Origin of the sequence: Streptomyces sp. 8N616 (assembly GCF_052246385.1) — a bacterium.
In the GTDB taxonomy this organism is placed as follows: domain Bacteria; phylum Actinomycetota; class Actinomycetes; order Streptomycetales; family Streptomycetaceae; genus Streptomyces.
The window spans coordinates 240,656-260,834 of the sequence record NZ_JBQQBY010000006.1; the positions used below are offsets into that span (position 1 = coordinate 240,656).

Annotated in this window: 16 protein-coding genes; 11 read left to right on the forward strand and 5 right to left on the reverse strand. The window is 72.5% G+C overall.

The features are described 5' to 3' along the window. Positions 1–6: 6 nt before the first annotated feature. Positions 7–792, forward strand: coding sequence for an arylamine N-acetyltransferase family protein (locus ACTWQC_RS07960; RefSeq protein WP_443314838.1), 786 nt, complete (start codon positions 7–9; stop codon positions 790–792). A gap of 4 nt (positions 793–796) precedes the next feature. Here the strand turns inward: ACTWQC_RS07960 and ACTWQC_RS07965 are convergent, their stop codons facing one another. Next, positions 797–1,042, reverse strand: a complete 246-nt coding sequence (locus tag ACTWQC_RS07965) for a hypothetical protein (protein WP_443314839.1) — start codon at positions 1,040–1,042, stop codon at positions 797–799. 56 nt (positions 1,043–1,098) lie between these two features. Here ACTWQC_RS07965 and holA point away from each other — a divergent pair, with 56 nt between their 5' ends. Beyond that, positions 1,099–2,121, forward strand: coding sequence for a DNA polymerase III subunit delta (gene holA / locus ACTWQC_RS07970; RefSeq protein WP_443314840.1), 1,023 nt, complete (start codon positions 1,099–1,101; stop codon positions 2,119–2,121). 116 nt (positions 2,122–2,237) lie between these two features. Here holA and ACTWQC_RS07975 read toward each other — a convergent pair whose 3' ends face one another. Together ACTWQC_RS07975 and rpsT are read right to left on the reverse strand one after the other, a co-directional pair. Next, positions 2,238–2,924: a hypothetical protein gene (locus ACTWQC_RS07975; protein WP_443314841.1), complete on the reverse strand. Its 687-nt coding sequence runs from the start codon at positions 2,922–2,924 to the stop codon at positions 2,238–2,240. Between the two features lie 1,089 nt (positions 2,925–4,013). Beyond that, positions 4,014–4,280: a 30S ribosomal protein S20 gene (rpsT, locus tag ACTWQC_RS07980; protein WP_443314842.1), complete on the reverse strand. Its 267-nt coding sequence runs from the start codon at positions 4,278–4,280 to the stop codon at positions 4,014–4,016. Between the two features lie 230 nt (positions 4,281–4,510). Between rpsT and lepA the strand changes: the two genes are divergently transcribed. The 4 genes from lepA to hemW all read left to right on the forward strand — a co-directional run bounded on the left by lepA (position 4,511) and on the right by hemW (position 10,704). Continuing rightward, positions 4,511–6,385, forward strand: coding sequence for a translation elongation factor 4 (gene lepA, locus ACTWQC_RS07985; protein ID WP_443314843.1), 1,875 nt, complete (start codon positions 4,511–4,513; stop codon positions 6,383–6,385). Positions 6,386–6,592: 207 nt separating this feature from the next. Next, entirely contained in the window at positions 6,593–7,141 is a 549-nt protein-coding gene (locus tag ACTWQC_RS07990) for a hypothetical protein (RefSeq protein WP_443314844.1), read from the forward strand. 270 nt (positions 7,142–7,411) lie between these two features. Then, a complete protein-coding gene (locus tag ACTWQC_RS07995; RefSeq protein WP_443314845.1) occupies positions 7,412–9,301 on the forward strand; it encodes an AMP-dependent synthetase/ligase in 1,890 nt (629 codons plus the stop codon). 170 nt (positions 9,302–9,471) lie between these two features. Beyond that, on the forward strand, positions 9,472–10,704 hold the full coding sequence (hemW, locus tag ACTWQC_RS08000) for a radical SAM family heme chaperone HemW (protein ID WP_443314846.1): 1,233 nt from the start codon (positions 9,472–9,474) through the stop codon (positions 10,702–10,704). Between the two features lie 48 nt (positions 10,705–10,752). Here the strand turns inward: hemW and ACTWQC_RS08005 are convergent, their stop codons facing one another. Next, complete coding sequence (locus ACTWQC_RS08005) at positions 10,753–11,580, reverse strand: DUF3097 domain-containing protein (protein ID WP_443314847.1); 828 nt, start codon at positions 11,578–11,580, stop codon at positions 10,753–10,755. Positions 11,581–11,615: 35 nt separating this feature from the next. Then, positions 11,616–12,353, reverse strand: coding sequence for an MBL fold metallo-hydrolase (locus tag ACTWQC_RS08010; protein WP_443314848.1), 738 nt, complete (start codon positions 12,351–12,353; stop codon positions 11,616–11,618). A 203-nt stretch (positions 12,354–12,556) separates the two neighbouring features. Here ACTWQC_RS08010 and hrcA point away from each other — a divergent pair, with 203 nt between their 5' ends. The 5 genes from hrcA (at position 12,557) to ACTWQC_RS08035 (ending at position 20,175) form a co-directional block, all read left to right on the forward strand. After that, positions 12,557–13,573 (forward strand): heat-inducible transcriptional repressor HrcA, encoded by a 1,017-nt coding sequence (gene hrcA, locus ACTWQC_RS08015; protein WP_443314849.1) that lies wholly within the window; start codon positions 12,557–12,559, stop codon positions 13,571–13,573. After that, the gene (dnaJ, locus tag ACTWQC_RS08020; protein WP_443314850.1) at positions 13,574–14,710 is read left to right on the forward strand and encodes a molecular chaperone DnaJ; all 1,137 of its coding nucleotides are present in this window, start codon (positions 13,574–13,576) and stop codon (positions 14,708–14,710) included. Between the two features lie 290 nt (positions 14,711–15,000). After that, complete coding sequence (locus ACTWQC_RS08025) at positions 15,001–16,080, forward strand: nitronate monooxygenase (protein WP_443314851.1); 1,080 nt, start codon at positions 15,001–15,003, stop codon at positions 16,078–16,080. Further along, positions 16,077–16,826, forward strand: a complete 750-nt coding sequence (locus ACTWQC_RS08030; protein WP_443314852.1) for a 16S rRNA (uracil(1498)-N(3))-methyltransferase — start codon at positions 16,077–16,079, stop codon at positions 16,824–16,826. The genes ACTWQC_RS08025 and ACTWQC_RS08030 overlap by 4 nt, the downstream gene beginning before the upstream one ends. 73 nt (positions 16,827–16,899) lie before the next feature. Further along, positions 16,900–20,175 (forward strand): S41 family peptidase, encoded by a 3,276-nt coding sequence (locus ACTWQC_RS08035; protein WP_443314853.1) that lies wholly within the window; start codon positions 16,900–16,902, stop codon positions 20,173–20,175. Positions 20,176–20,179 lie beyond the last annotated feature (4 nt).

Here is a 20,179-nt window from a genome sequence, read left to right on the forward strand (position 1 = left end):
TGGAGCATGGACTCCGCCCAGACCGACGCCTACCTCCAGCGGATCGGTGCCGCACGTCCGGCGCGCGCCGACGCCGAAGCCCTCCGCGAGTTGCAGCTGCACCACTTGATGGCCGTGCCCTTCGAGAACCTCAGCGTCCATCTCGGCGAGGAGATCGTCCTCGAGGAGAAGCCGCTCGTCGACAAGGTCCTACGGGCCCGGCGCGGCGGCTTCTGTTACGAACTGAACGGCGCGTTCGGCAGCCTGCTCGTCGCCCTCGGCTGGTCCGTGACCCTGCTCGCCGCCCGTGTCATCAGCGAGCCCGGCCGCCTCGGTCCGCCGTACGACCACCTGGTGCTGCGCGTCGAGAGCCCGGACGGTGGGGACGCCTGGCTCGCCGACGTCGGGTTCGGCGACCACTGCCACCACCCCCTCCGGCTCGCCGACCGCGGGGACCAGACCGACCCCGGGGGTACGTTCCGTATCGCCGAGGTCCCGGACGGCGACCTGGAGGTCCTCAAGGACGGCAAGCCGCAGTTTCGGCTCGACCTGCGCCCGCGCGAGCTGGGCGACTTCGAGGCGACCTGCTGGTGGCACAGGACCTCGCCGAAGTCCAGGTTCACCCGCTCACTCGTCTGCTCCCGCCTCACCGAGGGCGGCGGCCGGGTCACGCTCAGCGGCCGCAGACTGGTGACCACGATCGCGGGCGGGCGCCGGGAGGAGGCCCTGACCACGGACGACGAGGTGCTGGCCGCCTACCGCACCAACTTCGGCATCGAGCTGGACCGCGTCCCGACCGCGCGGGAGCCGTAGCGTCCTACTCCGACTCCAGCCAGCCCTCGTACTCCTCCGCGAGCGCGTCCAGCGCTGCCGCGTCCAGCCGCCCGGCAGGGTCCTCGACCACCACGAGCCACTGCGCGTCCTCGGCGTCGTCCTCGCCGGCGAGTGCGTCCCGTACGAGGCGGGGCTCTTCGGTGCTCCCGAAGCGGCGGGCGAGGGCCTCGGCCACCTCCTCCGCGGCGTCACGGTCGGGCAGGACCAGTACATGTCGAACGTCGCTCACCAGGTCATTCTGCGCCAGGGCCGGATTGTCAGTGGCACGTGGGATGCTGGACCACGATGGCCAGGAAGACTGCGACTACCGCGACTACTGCGACGACTTCGACGACCGACGACGCGCTCGCCCCCGTCACGCTCGCCGTGGGCCAGGAGGACCTCCTCCTCGACCGCGCCGTGCAGCAGGTGGTCGCCGCGGCGCGGGCCGCCGACGCGGACACCGACGTGCGCGAGCTCACCCCCGACGCGCTGCAGCCCGGCACGCTCGCCGAGCTGACCAGCCCGTCGCTGTTCGCCGAGCGCAAGGTCGTCGTGGTCCGCAACTCCCAGGACCTGTCCGCCGACACGGTCAAGGACGTCAAGGGCTATCTCTCCGCCCCCGCCGAGGAGATCACGCTCGTCCTGCTGCACGCGGGCGGCCCCAAGGGCAAGGCGTTGCTCGACGCGGCGCGCAAAGCGGGGGCCCGCGAGGTCGCCTGCCCGAAGATGACCAAGCCCGCCGACCGGCTGGCGTTCGTACGGTCCGAGTTCCGCGGCGCGGGCCGCTCCGCGACGCCCGAGGCGTGCCAGGCGCTGGTCGACGCGATCGGCAGCGACCTGCGCGAATTGGCGAGCGCCTGCTCGCAGCTCGCCGCGGACGTCGAGGGCACGATCGACGACGCCGTCGTCGCCCGCTACTACACGGGCCGCGCCGAGGCATCCAGCTTCACGGTCGCCGACCGGGCGGTGGAGGGGAGGACCGCGGAGGCCCTCGAGGCGCTGCGCTGGTCGCTGGCCACCGGCGTCGCTCCCGTCCTGATCACCAGCGCGCTGTCCCAGGGCGTACGGGCCATAGGCAAGCTCGCCTCCGCACCGCGCGGCATGCGCCCCGGCGACCTGGCCCGCGAGCTGGGTATGCCGCCGTGGAAGATCGACCGGGTGCGGCAGCAGATGCGCGGCTGGTCGGCCGACGGCGTATCGGCCGCGCTGCGGGCGGTGGCCGAGGCGGACGGGGCGGTCAAGGGCGGTGGGGACGACCCCGGGTACGCGCTGGAGAAGGCCGTGGTGGCGGTGGCCCGCGCGGCCCGCCCTGCGCGCCGCCGCTGACGGCGCCGAAGCCGCGGTCCGCGCTGCCAGAATCCGCGCCTTCCCGTCCCGCGGCCTTCTCGCCCCGCCGGGGTTCTCGCCCCGCGGACCTTCCCGCCCCCCCGCGAGAGGCCCCGCTAGCTCTTCAGATTCGCCAGGGTCGCCTTCGTGTCCCGCTTCAGCATCTCCTCGACCTCCGAGAGGTCCGGCCCCGTGACTCCGGTGTCGTTCGACGAGAGGTAGTTGCTCCAGCTGATCTGGTACGTCATCCAGCCCTCGCGCACCGCGAGATACGCCGACGAGCCGGTCTCCCGCGGCTCTTCAGGTGTCACCAGGTACGCCACGTCGCCGATGCCCGCGACCTTCCGCACGCCGTACGCGTTCTCGTCGTCGCCCCGCTGCGCGAAACTCTCGTACTGGGCGGCGAAGTTGGCGGCCGGATCCGTCTTCTTGTAGAGCCACATCTCCACGCTCACGGTCGCGTTCGAGTACTCGGCGCCCGAGGGCTTCAGCGTGGTCGTGCACCACATGGCGTCCAGCGCCTTGTGGGTGGTCGCCTCGCTCGTCGGCTTCGACTCCTCCTCCGGGTACTCCTCATTGAGGGCCGAGAGGTCGGTGTCCGGGCAGATGTTCTTGCGGAACTCGTAGCCCGCGAGATCGGGGCTGCCGCTCCCTTCCTGCTCCTGCCCCGCGAACCCGCCGGGCGCGAAGACGACGGCGGTCCACACGGCGGAGGCGAGGATCGCCCCGCCCAGCGCCCACAGCCAGCTGCGGCCCCGCCCCACGGCGGACGGCCCGCCGGGTGCGAGCGGCCCGGGAGGCACGGGAGGGCCGAAGCCGTATCCAACCGGCTGCGGCGGCACGTACGGCCCCTGCGGCCCCTGCGGGCCAGGCCCGCCAGGCCCGCCAGACCCGCCAGGCCCACCAGGTCCCCCGGGTTGGGCATGGCCGGGCGGGCCCGGCAGGCCAGGCGGCTGCTGCGGCTGAACCCCGTACGGCTGGGCGGCGTATGGATTCGGCTGATCCCCCGTTGTCGACATGCCGTGAAGATACCGGACGTGTGAGCGTACGGAACTGCGCCAACTGCACGTGCACGGAAGCCCATAGGCAGGCGCCGCGGCCCGCCCGACGACCGCACGCAGACGCTCCGCGCGAGGCCGTTATTCTGTCTGCGGTCTGCGGTCTGCGGTCTGCGAGGTGGAACAAGGAGCAGATCCAGCTTCTCCCATGCGTTGCCGGGAACGGTGGCCATGAGCATGGTCGGGGTCGCCACGAGAGTTTGTGGCCCCGGTCGTCGTCAACGTCAGCAGCGGTCCGGGCTCGCTGGCGGCGACCGCCGACCCCAGCCGTATCGAGTCGAGCGCCGCATGGCCACGATCGAAGCCGATGGCCCCCCCGCCCGCTTCTTCGACGCAGCCGGCCCCGTCCCCTGGTAACCCCCGCCCGTGAGGCCGAAGGCAGCACTGCCACCCGGGGTTTCGCTCATGATGCACGCCGCAGGCCGGCTCGCAGTGCCTGCGCCAGGAGGGTTCGAGGCGGGCGATGGCCTCGGTTCCGTATAGCCGGTAGCCGCCTTCGGGTCATCGCTCGGGCGGCGGCACGCCGACGTCCGACCAGGAGCGGATGGTGCGGACGGAAACACCGGTCCGGTTGGGGAGTTGCCCGAGAGAGACCCGAGAGAGACCCCAGAGAAACCCGAGAGAAAGGAGCGTGGAGAAAACAGCGATGCCCCCGGAGTGGGTCCGGGGGCATCGACGTAGCGTGGCGTACTACGTGGCCTGTCGCGCTTCGAGGTAGAGGGCTCGAAGGTGCCGCATCGACAGTCGGCCCGGCTTGCGAAAGCCAGGGCGCGTGCGGCGCGAGGGCTGCCGTTCGGTGTCGGCCCCGGGGCAGCAGCCCTGGAGCCCGGGGTGTCAGCCCTGGAGGGTGGAGACCCGCTCAGCCAGCGCCGACTTCTTGTTGGCGGCCTGGTTCTTGTGGATCACGCCCTTGCTGACGGCCTTGTCGAGCTTGCGGGTCGCCTCGCGAGCGGCCGCGGTGGCCTTCTCGATGTCGCCCGCCTCGACGGCCTCACGGGTCTTGCGGATCGCGGTCTTGAGCGAGGACTTGACGGCCTTGTTGCGCAGGCGCGCCTTCTCGTTCGTCTTGTTCCGCTTGATCTGGGACTTGATGTTCGCCACGTAAAGAGCCTTTGCAGGTTCGTCTGGATTCTTGCGCTTGGTTCTCGGGCCGGATCCCTGAGGGATTCCCGAGGTGCGCCGCGTGTGAGAGGGCACGAGGCACAGCGCCCCAGGCTACCAGCAGCCGTGATGGCCTCCCAAACCGGTCGTCCCCCGGCGGCCGTGGGACTATGGAGGCTACGTATCGATCCGACCAGAGGCGGCAGACGCCTCAAGAAACAGGACCCTGCGTGCCCGCGACCCCTATCAACGTGCCGGAGCCGAGCCGTACCGACCCGGCGCGGATCCGCAACTTCTGCATCATCGCGCACATCGACCACGGCAAGTCGACGCTCGCCGACCGCATGCTGCAGCTCACCGGCGTCGTCGAGCAGCGCCAGATGCGCGCCCAGTATCTCGACCGGATGGACATCGAGCGCGAGCGCGGCATCACGATCAAGTCCCAGGCGGTCCGGCTGCCCTGGGCGCCGACCACCGGGGAGGGTGCGGGCACCACCCACATCCTCAACATGATCGACACCCCGGGCCACGTGGACTTCACCTACGAGGTCTCCCGCTCCCTCGCGGCCTGCGAGGGCACGATCCTGCTGGTGGACGCGGCCCAGGGCATCGAGGCGCAGACCCTCGCCAACCTCTATCTGGCGATGGAGAACGACCTCACGATCATCCCGGTCCTCAACAAGATCGATCTGCCGGCGGCCCAGCCGGAGAAGTTCTCCGAGGAGCTGGCGCACCTCATCGGCTGCGAGCCGGACGACGTCCTGAAGGTGTCCGCCAAGACCGGCATCGGTGTGGACGTGCTGCTGGACAAGGTCGTCGCCGAGATCCCGGCCCCGGTGGGCGTCGCCGACGCCCCGGCCCGTGCGATGATCTTCGACTCGGTCTACGACTCGTACCGCGGCGTCGTCACGTACGTCCGCGTCGTCGACGGGCAGCTCAGCAAGCGCGAGCGGATCAGGATGATGTCGACCGGCGCCTCGCACGAGCTGCTGGAGATCGGCACCAACTCGCCCGAGATGACCCCGGCGGACGGCCTCGGCGTCGGCGAGGTGGGCTATCTGATCACCGGCGTGAAGGACGTCCGCCAGTCCAAGGTCGGCGACACCATCACGCAGCTGACCAAGGGCGCCGAGAAGCCGCTCGGCGGCTACAAGGACCCGAAGCCGATGGTGTTCTCGGGCCTCTATCCGCTCGACGGCTCCGACTACCCGGAACTCCGCGAGGCCCTGGACAAGCTGCAGCTCAACGATGCCGCGCTGGTCTACGAGCCGGAGACCTCGGCCGCGCTCGGCTTCGGCTTCCGCGTCGGCTTCCTCGGCCTGCTGCACCTGGACGTCATCCGGGAGCGGCTGGAGCGCGAGTTCGGCCTCGACCTGATCGCCACCGCGCCCAACGTGGTCTACCGCGTGCTCATGGAGGACGGCACCGAGCACACGGTCACCAACCCGAGCGAGTTCCCCACCGGCAAGATCGCCGAGGTGTACGAGCCGGTCGTACGGGCCACCGTCCTGGCCCCGAGCGAGTTCATCGGCGCGATCATGGAGCTCTGCCAGAACCGGCGCGGCTCGCTGCTCGGCATGGACTACCTCTCCGAGGACCGCGTCGAGCTGCGCTACACGCTGCCGCTCGCCGAGATCGTCTTCGACTTCTTCGACCAGCTGAAGTCCAAGACCCGCGGCTACGCCTCGCTCGACTACGAGCCCACCGGCGAGCAGACCGCCGACCTGGTCAAGGTCGACATCCTGCTGCACGGCGACAAGGTCGACGCCTTCTCCGCGATCACGCACAAGGACAAGGCGTACGCGTACGGGGTGCGGCTGGTCGCCAAGCTTCGCGAGCTCATCCCGCGGCAGAACTTCGAGGTGCCGATCCAGGCCGCCATCGGCAGCCGCGTCATCGCCCGCGAGACGGTCCGCGCGATCCGCAAGGACGTCCTCGCGAAGTGCTACGGCGGTGACATCTCCCGTAAGCGGAAGCTGCTGGAGAAGCAGAAGGAAGGCAAGAAGCGGATGAAGATGGTCGGCAGCGTGGAGGTCCCGCAGGAGGCCTTCATCGCGGTGCTGTCCTCCGACGAGTCCGGCGGCGAGGCGAAGGCGAAGAAGTAGGGCCGGGACCTAAGGCGCCCGTTCCCGGCATCCGGGGGCGGGCGTCTTCGTGTGGCATCCGGGTGAATGCCGGGCGTTCCGGTTTCTCCCGGGAGAAACGTGCCGTTACGCACGGCGGCAGCGGTGTTCCGGGCAGGCCGCGGCGCGTGGCCCCCGGGCGGTACGACGGTCGTGCCGCGCGGACACCGCCCGGGAAGGGATGCTGAAGTGAAGTACACGAAGGCTGCCGCCGTCGTCGTCGGCTCCGTCATGGCCCTCGGAACCGGATCATCCGCCTTTGCCGACGGCGGCGGCCAGGACTCCCCCGCCGCCTACGCGAGGACGCCGGCGGGCAAGATCAACCTGCTGGAGGAGCAGCCGTTCGCGAACGTCAAGAACCCGGCGGACCATCCGGTCAACGGCCTGCTGGGCTCCGTGGCCCGGGCGCTGCAGGGCAGCGGTCAGAAGCTCGACCCGAGGACGACCGAGGCCGCCCACAAGGCCGCAGGCAAGCACAAGGCCGCCCTCCAGGGGAACCAGGGCGCGCCCGGCAAGGGCGGTCAGGGGGGCCAGGGCGGTCAGGGGAACACCACGCGGGCCCCCGGGCTGCTCGGCGTGACCGGCCTCGGCTCCGGGAACGTCGGCGGCTCCGGGAACGTCGGCGGGAACGGCAGCGGGAACGGTGCCTCCGGGAACGTCGGCGCGAACGTCGACGGGAAGAGGGGCGGCCCCGGCGGGAACGGCGGGCTGCTCGGCGGCCTGCCCGCGGCGGGCTGAGCCCGGCCGCCGCCTGCGCTGTGCGCAGCGCGCGAGCGGGTCCGGACATGTCGATCCGGGCCCGCTTCTCCGTGTTCGTTCGCCATGACCGGCAGATGACGGATTCGTTCCCTCCGCTAGCGGGGAAGCGCCTCAACGAATGCGCTTTCACCCCTTACGCAAAGGCGGAACGCGCCCTACGCTGATGCCTTGCTCGAGGTTACTCGCCAGTTAAACAGTTGGCAGATGAACAGCTCCCACACAGCGCTGCCACGGGGCTCGGAGGATGTCGTGAGCGACACACAGATGTTTATCGAAAGCCGGCCGCCCTCCGTGGCGACACTCTTCCTGGAGAGGGTCGAGGCCGCGCCGGAGGCGGAGGCCTTCCGGTACCCCGTACCGCCCGCCTCCGGCGAGGGCCCGGACGACTGGCGCTCGCTCACCTGGAAGCAGTCCTCAGACCGGGTTCTGGCCATCGCCGCCGGCCTCATCGACCTCGGCGTACGTCCCGAGGAGCGGGTGGCCATCGCCTCCGCCACCCGCCTCGACTGGATCCTCGCCGACCTCGGCATCCTCTGCGCGGGCGCGGCCACGACCACGGTCTACCCGTCCACCAACGCAGAGGAGACGGCGTACATCCTCGCGGACTCCGGCAGCCGGATCCTGATCGCCGAGGACGGCGAGCAGCTGGCCAAGGTCCGCGAGCGGCGGGCCGAGCTCCCCGCGCTGGCGCACGTCGTGGTGATCGAGCAGGCCGACGCGCAGCCCGCTCCGGGCGACCCGGACGGCTGGGTGCTCTCGCTCGCCGACCTGGAGTGGCGCGGTACGGTCCACCTGGAGCAGAACCCGGACGTCGTACACAAGCGGATCAGCGCGATCACTCCCGAGCAGCTGGCCACGCTCATCTACACCTCCGGCACCACCGGCCGCCCCAAGGGCGTACGGCTGCCGCACGACAACTGGTCGTACATGGCCCGGGCCATCGAGGCCAACGGCATGGTGAACCGCGAGGACGTGCAGTACCTGTGGCTGCCGCTGGCGCACGTCTTCGGCAAGGTGCTGATCTCGGCCCAGATCGGCGTCGGCCACGTCACCGCCGTGGACGGCCGCATCGACAAGATCATCGAGAATCTCCCGGTGGTCAAGCCGACCTACATGGCCGCCGTGCCGCGGATCTTCGAGAAGGTCTACAACGGCGTCGCGGCCAAGGCCCGTGCGGGCGGCGCTGCCAAGTACAAGATCTTCCAGTGGGCGGCGGGCGTCGCGCGCGAGTACGCGAAGATCTCGCAGGACAGCCTGCGCCGCACCGGCATCAGGTCGGTGCCCCTCGGCCTCACGGTCAAGCACACCATCGCCGACAAGCTCGTCTACGCCAAGCTGCGCGAGGCCTTCGGCGGCAATCTGCGCGCCGCCGTGTCCGGGTCCGCCGCGCTGGCGCCCGACATCGGCTACTTCTTCTCCGGCGCCGGCATCCACATCCTGGAGGGCTACGGCCTTACCGAGTCCAGCGCCGCCAGCTTCGTCAACCCGGGCGAGAACTACCTCACGGGCACGGTCGGCAAGCCGCTGCCCGGCACGGAGGTGCGGATCGCCGACGACGGCGAGATCCTGCTGCGCGGCCCGGGCATCATGCAGGGCTACCACGGGCTGCCGGAGAAGACCTACGAGGTGCTGGAGCCCGACGGCTGGCTGCACACCGGCGACATCGGCGAGCTGTCCCCCGACGGCTTCCTCCGGATCACCGACCGGAAGAAGGACCTGATCAAGACGTCGGGCGGGAAGTACATCGCGCCGGCCGAGGTCGAGGGGCAGTTCAAGGGGGTCTGCCCGTTCGTCTCCAACATCCTGGTCCACGGGGCCGACCGGAACTTCTGCACGGCGCTCATCGCGCTCGACGAGCCCTCGATCACGGCCTGGGCCGCCGACCACGGCCTCGGCGGCAAGCCGTACGCCGACGTGGTCATGTCCAAGGAGGTCGAGGAGCTGGTCGGCGGCTACGTCAAGCGGTTGAACGAGGGGCTGCAGCGGTGGCAGACGATCAAGAAGTTCCGGATCCTGCCGCGCGATCTCGACGTCGAGCACGGTGAGCTGACGCCGAGCCTCAAGCTGAAGAGGCCCGTGGTGGAGCGCGAGTTCAGGTACCTGATCGACGAGATGTACGACGGCACACGCGAGGCGTAACCCCCTCCGGCGCGGCCCCGGCACCCCCACCCGGCCTCGCGCCGTTTCCCGCCCACCTGCCCTTTCACAGGCAGGTGGGCGGGAAGGTTCCGGGGCGAAGCGCCGGTCGGGGGGACGCGTGGCCGGGACTCCCCGGTCGGGGGTTCCCCGGGGCGGGGGACAATGGGGGCATGCCATCCGCACTGCCCGACGGCGAGCCCATGCCCAGCGACGGCGCACTGCCCCGTCACGCGCTCGCCGGCGCGGCCGCCCGTCCCCTCGGCTTCTACCTGCACGTGCCGTACTGCGCGACCCGCTGCGGCTACTGCGACTTCAACACCTACACCGCGAGCGAGCTGCGCAGCTCCGGCGGCGTCCTGGCCTCGCGCGACAACTACGCCGACACCCTGACCGAGGAGATCCGGCTCGCCCGGAAGGTGCTCGGCGACGACCCCCGCCGGGCCGAGACCGTATTCGTCGGGGGCGGGACGCCGACTCTGCTCGCCGCCGACGACCTGGGGCGGATGCTCGCCGCGATCCGGGACGAGTTCGGCCTCGCGGACGGCGCCGAGATCACGACCGAGGCCAACCCGGAGTCCGTGGATCCGCGCTATCTCGCAGAGCTCAGGGACGCCGGCTTCAACCGCGTCTCCTTCGGGATGCAGAGCGCGCGCCGGCACGTCCTGCAGGTACTGGACCGTACGCACACCCCCGGGCGCCCTGAGGCCTGCGTCGCGGAGGCCCGCGCCGCCGGGTTCGAGCATGTGAACCTGGACCTGATCTACGGAACACCGGGGGAGAGCGACGAGGACTGGCGCGCGTCGCTGGACGCGGCGATCGGAGCGGGCCCCGACCACGTCTCCGCGTACGCGCTGATCGTCGAGGAGGGCACGCAGCTCGCCCGCCGCATCCGGCGCGGCGAGGTGCCGATGACGGACGACGACGTGCACGCCGACCGCTACCTCATGGCCGAGGAGACGCTGTCGGCCGCAGGTTTCCAGTGGTACGAGGTGTCGAACTGGGCCACGTCGGAAGCCGGGCGCTGCCGTCACAACGAGCTGTACTGGACCGGCGCCGACTGGTGGGGCGCGGGGCCGGGCGCGCACAGCCACGTCGGCGGCGTCCGCTGGTGGAACGCCAAGCACCCGGGCGCGTACGCGCAGGCGCTGAGCGAGGGCCGCTCGCCGGGCGCGGGCCGCGAGGTGCTCGGCGCCGAGGACCGCCGGGTCGAGCGGATCCTGCTCGAGCTGCGCCTCGGCGAGGGTTGCCCGCTGGACCTGCTCGCCCCGGCGGGCGCGCGGGCCGCGGCACGGGCGCTGGCGGACGGACTGCTGGAGCGGGGACCGTACGAGGCGGGCCGGGCGGTGCTGACCCTGCGCGGGCGGCTGCTGGCCGACGCGGTCGTACGTGATCTGGTCGACTAGCGCGCTCCCCCTGACCGCGCATCCCGGGGCCTGGGGACGATGTGCGGGTCAGGCCGGAGCCGTGACGAAGTCGATCAACTCCTCGACCCGGCCCAGCAGGGCCGGCTCCAGGTCCTTGTAGCTGCGGACCGAACGCAGGATGCGCTGCCACGCGGCGCCCGTGTTCTCCGGCCAGCCGAGCGCCCGGCAAACCCCCGTCTTCCAGTCCTGGCCGCGCGGCACGGCGGGCCAGGCCGGGATGCCGACCGAGGACGGCTTCACGGCCTCCCAGACGTCGATGTACGGGTGTCCGGCCACCAGCACGTCGGGGCCCGTCACCTCCGCCGCGATCCGGGACTCCTTCGAACCCGGGATCAGATGGTCGACGAGCACGCCGAGGCGGGCGTCCGGGCCGGGCGCGAAGTCGCGGACGATCGCCGGAAGGTCGTCGACGCCCTCCAGGTACTCGACGACCACGCCTTCGATGCGCAGGTCGTCGCCCCAGACCCGCTCGACGAGCTCGGCGTCGTGCCGCCCCTCGACGTAGATCCGCCCGGCGCGCGCGACTCTTGCCCGCGCGCCGGGGACGGCGACCGAGCCCGACGCCGTACGGGTCGGCGTACGCGGGGCCGCCACCGAGGGGCGTACGAGCGTGACGACGCGCCCCTCCAGCAGGAAGCCGCGGGGCTCCATGGGGAAGACGCGATGCTTGCCGAAGCGGTCCTCGAGGGTGACCGTCGGGCCCTGGGCCGTCTTCTCGCAGCGGACGACGGCACCGCAGAAGCCGGTGGTGACCTCCTCGACCACCAGGTCGATCTCGGCCGGCACCTCGGGCACGGGCTTCTGCTTCTTCCACGGCGGCGTGAGATCCGGCCCGTACTGTCTGCTGCTGCGCATCCGGCCGACACTACGGAGCCGTCGCCCCCGTGCGGCTACGACACGCCGAAGCGCGCCGCCAGCTCGTCGCGCTGGGCCCGGACGAAGCGGGCGTCGACCACCGCTCCGTGCCCGGGCACGTACAGCGCGTCCTCGCCGCCCAGGCCCAGGAGGCGGTCCAGCGCCGCGGGCCACTGCGACGGAATGGCGTCGGGCCCGGCCTGCGGCTCGCCCGACTCCTCCACCAGGTCGCCGCAGAAGACGACGCTCGGCGCGCCCCCGCGGCCCGGCACGAGCACCGCCAGGTCGTGGCCGCTGTGCCCGGGCCCGGCGTTCACCAGCACCGCCTCGCGCCCTTCGCCGAGCGACACCGTCATGTCCCCGCTGATCAGGTGGCGCGGCGGGACGAGCAGCTCGGCCGCCTCCGCCGCGGCCTCCCGGTCGAGCCCGTGCCGGATCGCGTCCTCGCGCAGCGTCGCGCGCGCCCGCTGCCCGCCCATCATCAGGTCCATCCGGATCGCGCCGTACACCTGCGTCCCCGCGAAGGCCGCGGCGCCCAGGACGTGATCGAAGTGCGGGTGGGTGAGCGCGAGATGCGTCACCCGGCGGCCGAGCATCTCCTCCGCCTGCCGCCGCAGCTCCGCGCCCTCGCGCAGGGTGGCTCCCGCGTCCACCATCAGCACCGCGGACGGGCCGTGGACGAGGCCCGCCGTCGCGTCCCAGCCGGGCAGCCTCCGCCGGGCGACGCCCGGCGCAAGCTGCTCCCAGCCCGCCTCTTCCCAAGTCCGGTTCATACGACGACGCTAGTCGCAGCCGGGTAGCGTTGCCCGCTGCCGGGTTCCCGCCGGCCGCCATCCCCGGCCGGCGGGAACCCGGCAGGTGGGCCGCCCTTGCCCTGGTCATACCAGTGCGCCGTACACTGGCTCGGGGGAAGCTGGCACTCAGACACAGTGAGTGCCAAGCAGAGGGCCGAGGAACCGCAGCTGGAGGTGTGCGCATGCTCAGCGAACGCAGACTCGAGGTGCTGCGCGCCATCGTCCAGGACTACGTGGGCACGGAGGAGCCGGTCGGCTCCAAGGCGCTCACGGAGCGGCACGGCCTCGGCGTCTCCCCGGCGACCGTCCGCAACGACATGGCGGTGCTGGAGGACGAGGGTTACATCGCCCAGCCGCACACGAGCGCGGGCCGTATCCCGACCGACAAGGGCTACCGGCTCTTCGTCGACAAGCTGGCGGGTGTCAAGCCGCTCTCCCAGGCCGAGCGCAGGGCCATCCAGAACTTCCTGGACGGCGCCGTCGACCTGGACGACGTGGTGGGCCGTACGGTCAGGCTGCTCGCGCAGCTGACCCGGCAGGTCGCGGTGGTGCAGTACCCGTCGCTGACGCGCTCGACCATCCGGCACGTGGAGCTGCTGTCGCTGGCCCCGGCCCGGATCATGCTCGTGCTGATCACGGACACCGGCCGCGTCGAGCAACGCATGGTGGACCTCCCGGCGCCCTTCGGCGAGACCTCGCTCGCCGACCTGCGGGCGCGGCTCAACAGCCGGATCGTCGCCCGGCGGTTCTCCGATGTGCCCCAGCTCGTGCAGGACCTGCCCGACTCCTTCGACCCGGAGGACCAGGCCACCGTCTCCACGGTCCTGGCCGTCCTGCTCGAGACCTTGGTCGAGGAGACTGAGGAGCGTCTGGTGATCGGCGGTACCGCCAACCTCACCCGCTTCGCGCACGACTTCCCGCTGACCATCCGGCCGGTGCTGGAAGCTCTCGAGGAGCAGGTGGTGCTCCTCAAACTGCTCGGGGAGGCCAAGGACCCGGGCATGACCGTACGAATCGGGCATGAGAATGCTCACGAAGGACTGAACTCCACGTCGGTCGTCGCGGTCGGCTACGGTTCGGGCGACGAGGCAGTCGCCAAACTCGGCGTGGTCGGACCGACCCGCATGGACTACCCCGGAACGATGGGAGCGGTACGCGCAGTGGCACGTTACGTCGGACAGATCCTGGCGGAGTCGTAAGTGGCCACGGATTACTACGCCGTCCTCGGCGTGCGCCGCGACGCAGGGCAGGACGAGATCAAGAAGGCGTTCCGGCGCCTCGCTCGTGAGCTGCACCCGGACGTCAACCCGGATCCGAAGACCCAGGAGCGGTTCAAGGAGATCAACGCCGCTTACGAGGTGCTCTCGGACCCGCAGAAGAAGCAGGTCTACGACCTCGGCGGCGACCCGCTCTCCGGCGCCGCCGCCGGTGGCGGCGCGGGCGGCTTCGGCGCGGGCTTCGGCAACTTCTCCGACATCATGGACGCCTTCTTCGGCACCGCGTCGCAGCGCGGGCCGCGGTCGCGTACGCGGCGCGGCCAGGACGCGATGATCCGGCTCGACATCGAGCTGGACGAGGCGGCCTTCGGAACGACGAAGGACATCCAGGTCGACACGGCCATCGTCTGCACCACGTGCAGCGGCGAGGGCGCGGCGCCGGGGACGTCGGCGCAGACCTGCGACATGTGCCGCGGCCGCGGCGAGGTCTCGCAGGTGACGCGGTCCTTCCTCGGGCAGGTCATGACCTCGCGGCCGTGCCCGCAGTGCCAGGGGTTCGGCACGGTCGTGCCGAACCCGTGCCCGGAGTGCGCGGGCGACGGGCGCGTACGGTCGCGGCGCACGCTCACCGTCAAGATCCCGGCCGGTGTCGACAACGGCACCCGCATCCAGCTCGCGGGCGAGGGTGAGGTCGGCCCGGGGGGCGGCCCGGCGGGCGACCTGTACGTCGAGATCCACGAGCTGCCGCACGCGGTGTTCCAGCGCCGCGGCGACGACCTGCACTGCACGGTCACCATCCCGATGACGGCGGCCGCGCTCGGCACGAAGGTGCCGCTGGAGACGCTGGACGGGCTCGAGGAGGTCGACATCCGGCCGGGGACGCAGTCCGGGCAGTCGATCCCGCTGCACCAGCGCGGGATCACGCACCTGCGAGGCGGCGGGCGCGGCGACCTGGTCGTCCACGTCGAGGTCCAGACCCCGTCGAAGCTCGATCCGCAGCAGGAGGACCTGCTGCGGCAGCTGGCGAAGCTGCGTGGCGAGGAACGGCCGCTGGGCCAGTTCCAGCCGGGCCAGCAGGGCCTCTTCTCCCGCCTGAAGGACGCCTTCAACGGCCGCTAGCCGTGGTGTGGGCATTCGTTCCGCGGGGCGGAACGGGTGGGCACACCACGGCCCGCACCCGGCAACGGCGGCGTACCCCCGCCGGAGGGTTGCCGTCTCGTACGCGGCTGCACGCCGGTGGCCGCGGTGTGCCCACCCGTCCCGCCCCGCGGGACGAATGCCCACACCGGGGGGCGGAGGGGCCCGTTCCGCCCTGGGGAACGACTGCCCACAGCCGTGGGGCGCGTGCCCGCACCGCGGCGGCGGGGCCCGCTCAGCCGCAGGGCGTCACCGCGTGACACCATGTGGACATGCCCTCCGTGTTCTCCGATCTGTCGCCGCACCCCATCGTGCAGGCCCCCATGGCCGGCGGCGCCTCGTGCCCCGAGCTCGCCGCCGCCGTGTGCGACGCGGGCGGCCTCGGCTTCCTGGCTGCCGGGTACAAGACGCCGGAGGCCATGTACCAGGAGATCAAGCGGCTCCGCGGGCTCACCCAGCGCCCCTTCGGCGTGAACCTCTTCATGCCGCAGCCCTGCGTCGCCGACCCGTCCGCCGTCGAGGTCTACCGCGAGCAGCTCGCGGGCGAGGCCGCCTGGTACGAGACGCCGCTCGGCGACACCGACGGGTCGACGGACGACGCGTACGAGGCCAAGCTCGCGATCCTGCTCGACGACCCCGTCCCGGTCGTCTCCTTCACCTTCGGCTGCCCCTCGCGCGCCGTCCTCGACGCCTTCGGCAAGACCGGCACGCTCACGGTCGTCACCGTCACCAGCGTCGCCGAGGCGCAGGCCGCCCAGTGGTCGGGCGCCGACGCCGTCTGCGTCCAGGGCATCGAGGCGGGCGGCCACCAGGGCACCCACCACGACGACCCGCAGGCCGACGGCACCGCCTCCGGCGTCGGCCTGCTGACGCTCATCGCGCAGGTCCGCGAGGCCGTACAGCTGCCGATCGTGGCGGCGGGCGGGCTGATGCGCGGCGGACAGATCGCGGGCGCCCTGGCCGCGGGAGCCGCCGCGGTCCAGCTCGGCACGGCCTTCCTCGTCACCACCGAGTCGGGCGCGAACGCGCTGCACAAGCGGGCGATGACGGAGCCGCTGTTCACCGGCACCCAGCTCACCCGCGCCTTCTCGGGACGCCCGGCGCGCGGCCTGGTCAACCGCTTCATCCGCGAGCACGGCCCGTACGCGCCGGCCGCCTACCCGCAGATCCACTACCTGACCGCCGGGCTGCGCAAGGCCGCGGCCACGGCGGGCGACCCGCAGGGCATGGCGCTGTGGGCGGGCCAGGGCCACAAGCTGGCGCGCCAGCTGCCGGCCGGGCAGCTGGTCGAGGTGCTGACCGCCGAACTGGAGGCCGCGCGGGCGACGTTGACGCTCGGGGCCGCCACGTGACGGCTCCGGTCTTCCTGGTCGACCGCGACCGGCTCCGGCTCGGGAACGGCGCGAGGGCCATCACGCTCGACGGGCCCGAGGGCCGCCACGCGGTGTCCGTACGGCGGCTGCGCATCGGCGAGGAGATCGTGCTGACGGACGGCGCGGGCAGCGGGGCGTACGGCACGGTGGCCGCCGTCGAGGGCAAGGACCGGCTGGAGGTCGCGGTCTGCGAGCTCCGTACGGAGGCCGAGCCGCGGCCCCGGATCACCGTCGTCCAGGCACTGCCCAAGGGGGACAGGGGCGAACTCGCCGTCGAGACCATGACGGAGACCGGTGCCGACGCGATCGTCCCGTGGGCGGCGGCGCGCTGCGTCACGCAGTGGAAGGGCGAGCGCGGACTGAAGTCGCTGGGCAAGTGGCGGGCCACCGCCCGCGAGGCGGGCAAGCAGTCCCGCCGCCTCCGCTTCCCCGAGGTGACCGAGCCGATGACGACGCGTCAGGTCGCCGGGATGCTGGCGGGGGCGGCGTTCGCGGCCGTGCTCCACGAGGAGGGCAGCGAGCCGCTGGCCTCGGCGGAACTCCCCGCCGAGGGGGACATCGTGCTGGTCGTCGGCCCCGAGGGAGGCGTCTCCTCGGAGGAGCTTGCGGCGTTCGGGGAAGCGGGAGCGAAGCCGTACCGGCTGGGCCCGAGCGTGCTGCGCACCTCCACCGCGGGCACGGCGGCGACGGCCCTGCTGCTGGGCCGTACGGGCCGCTGGTCCTGACCGTACCCTGCCCACTGATCGCAAGTCACGGAAAGTGCTGGTCGGGCCCGCAGCGCGTGATTAGTGTGGCGGGGTGACCCAGCCTTCGACGCCTTCTTCGCCGCAGCCCTCGTATCTCCGCCACCCGCATCTGCACGGCGAGTTGATCACCTTCACCGCCGAGGACGACGTATGGGCCGCCCCCATCGGCGGGGGCCGCGCCTGGCGGGTCAGCGCCGACAACATGCCCGTCTCGTACCCGCGCATCTCCCCGGACGGCGGGCACATCGCCTGGACCTCCACCCGCGACGGCGCGCCCGAGGTGCACATCGCGCCCGTGGACGGCGGCAGCTCCACGCGGCTCACCTACTGGGGCAGCTGGAAGACCGCGGTCCGCGGCTGGACGCCCGGCGGCGAGGTGCTGGCGATCAGCACGTACGAGCAGGCGTCCGTGCGCCGCACCTGGGCGCGGGCCGTCCCGCTGGACGGCGGCCCGGCGCGCACGCTCCCGTACGGTCCGGTCGGCGCCGTGGCGTACGGCCCGGGCGGGGCCCGCGGGGGCGTGCTGCTGCTCTCGGCGACCATGGGCCGCGAGGCCGCGGCCTGGAAGCGCTACCGCGGCGGCACGGCGGGCAAGCTGTGGCTCGACCGCGACGGGAGCGGGGAGTTCGAGCGGCTGCACGCAGAGCTCGACGGGAACATCGAGTGCCCGCTGTGGGTGGGGGACCGGATCGCGTTCCTCTCCGACCACGAGAGCACCGGCGCGCTCTACTCCTCCCTCCCCGACGGCTCCGACCTGCGCCGTCACACCGCACTCGACGGCTTTTACGCCCGCCACGCGGCCACCGACGGGACCCGCGTCACGTACTCCTCGGCGGGCGAACTGTGGCTGCTGGACGACCTGGAGAGCGCGGAGCCGCGCCGCCTCGGCGTCCGCCTCGGCGGCCAGCGCAGCGACCTCCAGCCGCACCCGGTGCGGGCCTCCGCGTATCTCGGCGAGGCCCGGCCGGACCGGACCGGCCGGGGCAGCGCGGTCGAGGTGCGCGGCAGCATCCACTGGGTCACCCACCGGGAGGGCCCGGCCCGGGCGCTCGCCGCGACCCCGGGCGTACGCGGGCGGCTGCCGCGCGTCTTCCGGGCCGGACCGGGCGGCGACGAGCACGTCGTGTGGGTCACGGACGCGGAGGGCGAGGACGCCCTCGAGTTCGCCCCGGCCTGCGGTGCGGCACCCGGCGCGGCCCCGCGCCGCCTCGGCGCCGGGCAGCTCGGCCGGGTCCTCGACCTCGCCATGGCCCCCGACGGCAGCCGCGCCGCCGTCGCCTCCCACGACGGCCGCGTGCTGATCGTCGAGCGGGAGTCCGGGGAGGTCCGCGAGGTCGTGCGCAGCGCGTACGGCGACGCCGACGGCCTTGTGTTCTCGCCCGACTCCGGATGGCTCGCCTGGTCACACCCGGGCCCGGGACCCTTGCGCCAGCTGAAGATCGCCAACGCCGCCGACCTGTCCGTCGCTGACGCGACGCCGCTGCGCTTCAACGACTTCTCGCCCGCCTTCACCGCCGACGGCAAGCACCTCGCCTTCCTCTCCGAGCGGGCGTTCGACCCGGTCTACGACGCGCACGTCTTCGACCTGGCGTTCGTCGGCGCCTGCCGCCCGCACCTCATCACGCTCGCCGCCACCACGCCCTCGCCGTTCGGCCCGCAGCGGCACGGCCGCACCTTCGGGGACGACAAGGCGGACGAGGGCGGTGGCGGCGACCACCGGGAGGACCAGGACCAGGCGCCGCCCGCCACTCGTATCGACCTCGACGGGCTCGCCGACCGCATCGTGCCCTTCCCGGTCGAGGCCGCCCGCTACTCGACGCTGCGCGCCGCCGAGGACGGCGTGCTGTGGCTGCGCCACCCGCTGCGCGGCGTCCTCGGGTCCGCCCTGGCCACCCCGGACGACGACGGGCCCACCACCGCACTCCTGCGCTACGACCTCGCCCAGCGGCGCGTCGAGGAACTCACCGGGAACGCCGACGACTTCGCCGTCAGCGGCGACGGCAGGCGGCTGCTGCTCCTCACCGGCGACAAGCTGCGGGTCGTACCCGCCGACGGCAAGCCGTCCTCGGCGGGCGACGACGAGGACGGCGGGGACAGCCTCACCGTCGACCTGTCGCGGATCCGGCTGACCGTCGAACCGGCCGCCGAGTGGCGGCAGATGTACGACGAGGCCGGGCGCCTCATGCGCGACAACTTCTGGCGGCCGGACCTGGGAGGGGTCGACTGGGACGCGGTCCTCGACCGCTACCGGCCGGCGCTCGCCCGCGCCGCGACCCACGACGACCTGGTGGACCTGCTGTGGGAGGTCCAGGGCGAGCTCGGCACCTCCCACGCGTACGTCACCCCGCCCGGCGGGTACGGCGACCCGGCCCACCGGCAGGGGCTGCTCGGCGCGGACCTCGCCCGTGACGACGACGGGGTGTGGCGCATCGAGCGGATCCTGCCGTCGGAGAGCTCCGACCCGCACGCCCGCTCCCCGCTCGCCGCACCCGGCGTGGCCGTACGGGCCGGGGATGCGATCGTCGCGGTCGACGGGCACCGGGTGGACCCGGTCACCGGTCCTGGCCCGCTGCTGGTCGGCGCGGCCGGCAAGCCCGTCGAGCTGACGATCGCCCCGGCCGGGGGCGGCGACCCGCGGCACGCGGTCGTCGTGCCGATCGCGGACGAGGAGCCGCTGCGCTACCACGCGTGGGTCGCGGACCGGCGCGCGTACGTGCATGAACGGTCCGGCGGGCGGCTCGGCTATCTGCACGTCCCTGACATGCAGGCGCCGGGCTGGGCTCAGATCCATCGCGACCTGCGCGTCGAAGTCGCCCGCGAGGGCCTGGTCGTGGACGTCCGCGAGAACCGCGGCGGGCATACCTCCCAGCTGGTCGTCGAGAAGCTGGCACGCCGGATCGTCGGCTGGGACCTGCCGCGCGGGCTGCAGCCGATGAGCTACCCGCAGGACGCGCCGCGCGGGCCGGTCGTCGCCGTCGCGAACGAGTTCTCGGGGTCGGACGGGGACATCGTCAACGCCGCGATCAAGGCACTGGGGATCGGCCCGGTGGTCGGCACGCGGACGTGGGGCGGGGTGATCGGGATCGACCACCGGTACGGGCTGGTCGACGGCACGGTGGTGACCCAGCCGAAGTACGCGTTCTGGCTGGAGGGTTACGGGTGGGGCGTGGAGAACCACGGGGTCGACCCGGACGTGGAGGTCGTCCACGCGCCTCAGGACTGGGCGGCGGGCCGCGACCCCCAACTCGACGAGGCGATCCGCATCGCCCTGGCGGCCCTCTCGGAAAACCCGGCGAAGTCCCCCCCGGACCTCCCGGCTTCGCCCTGACCGC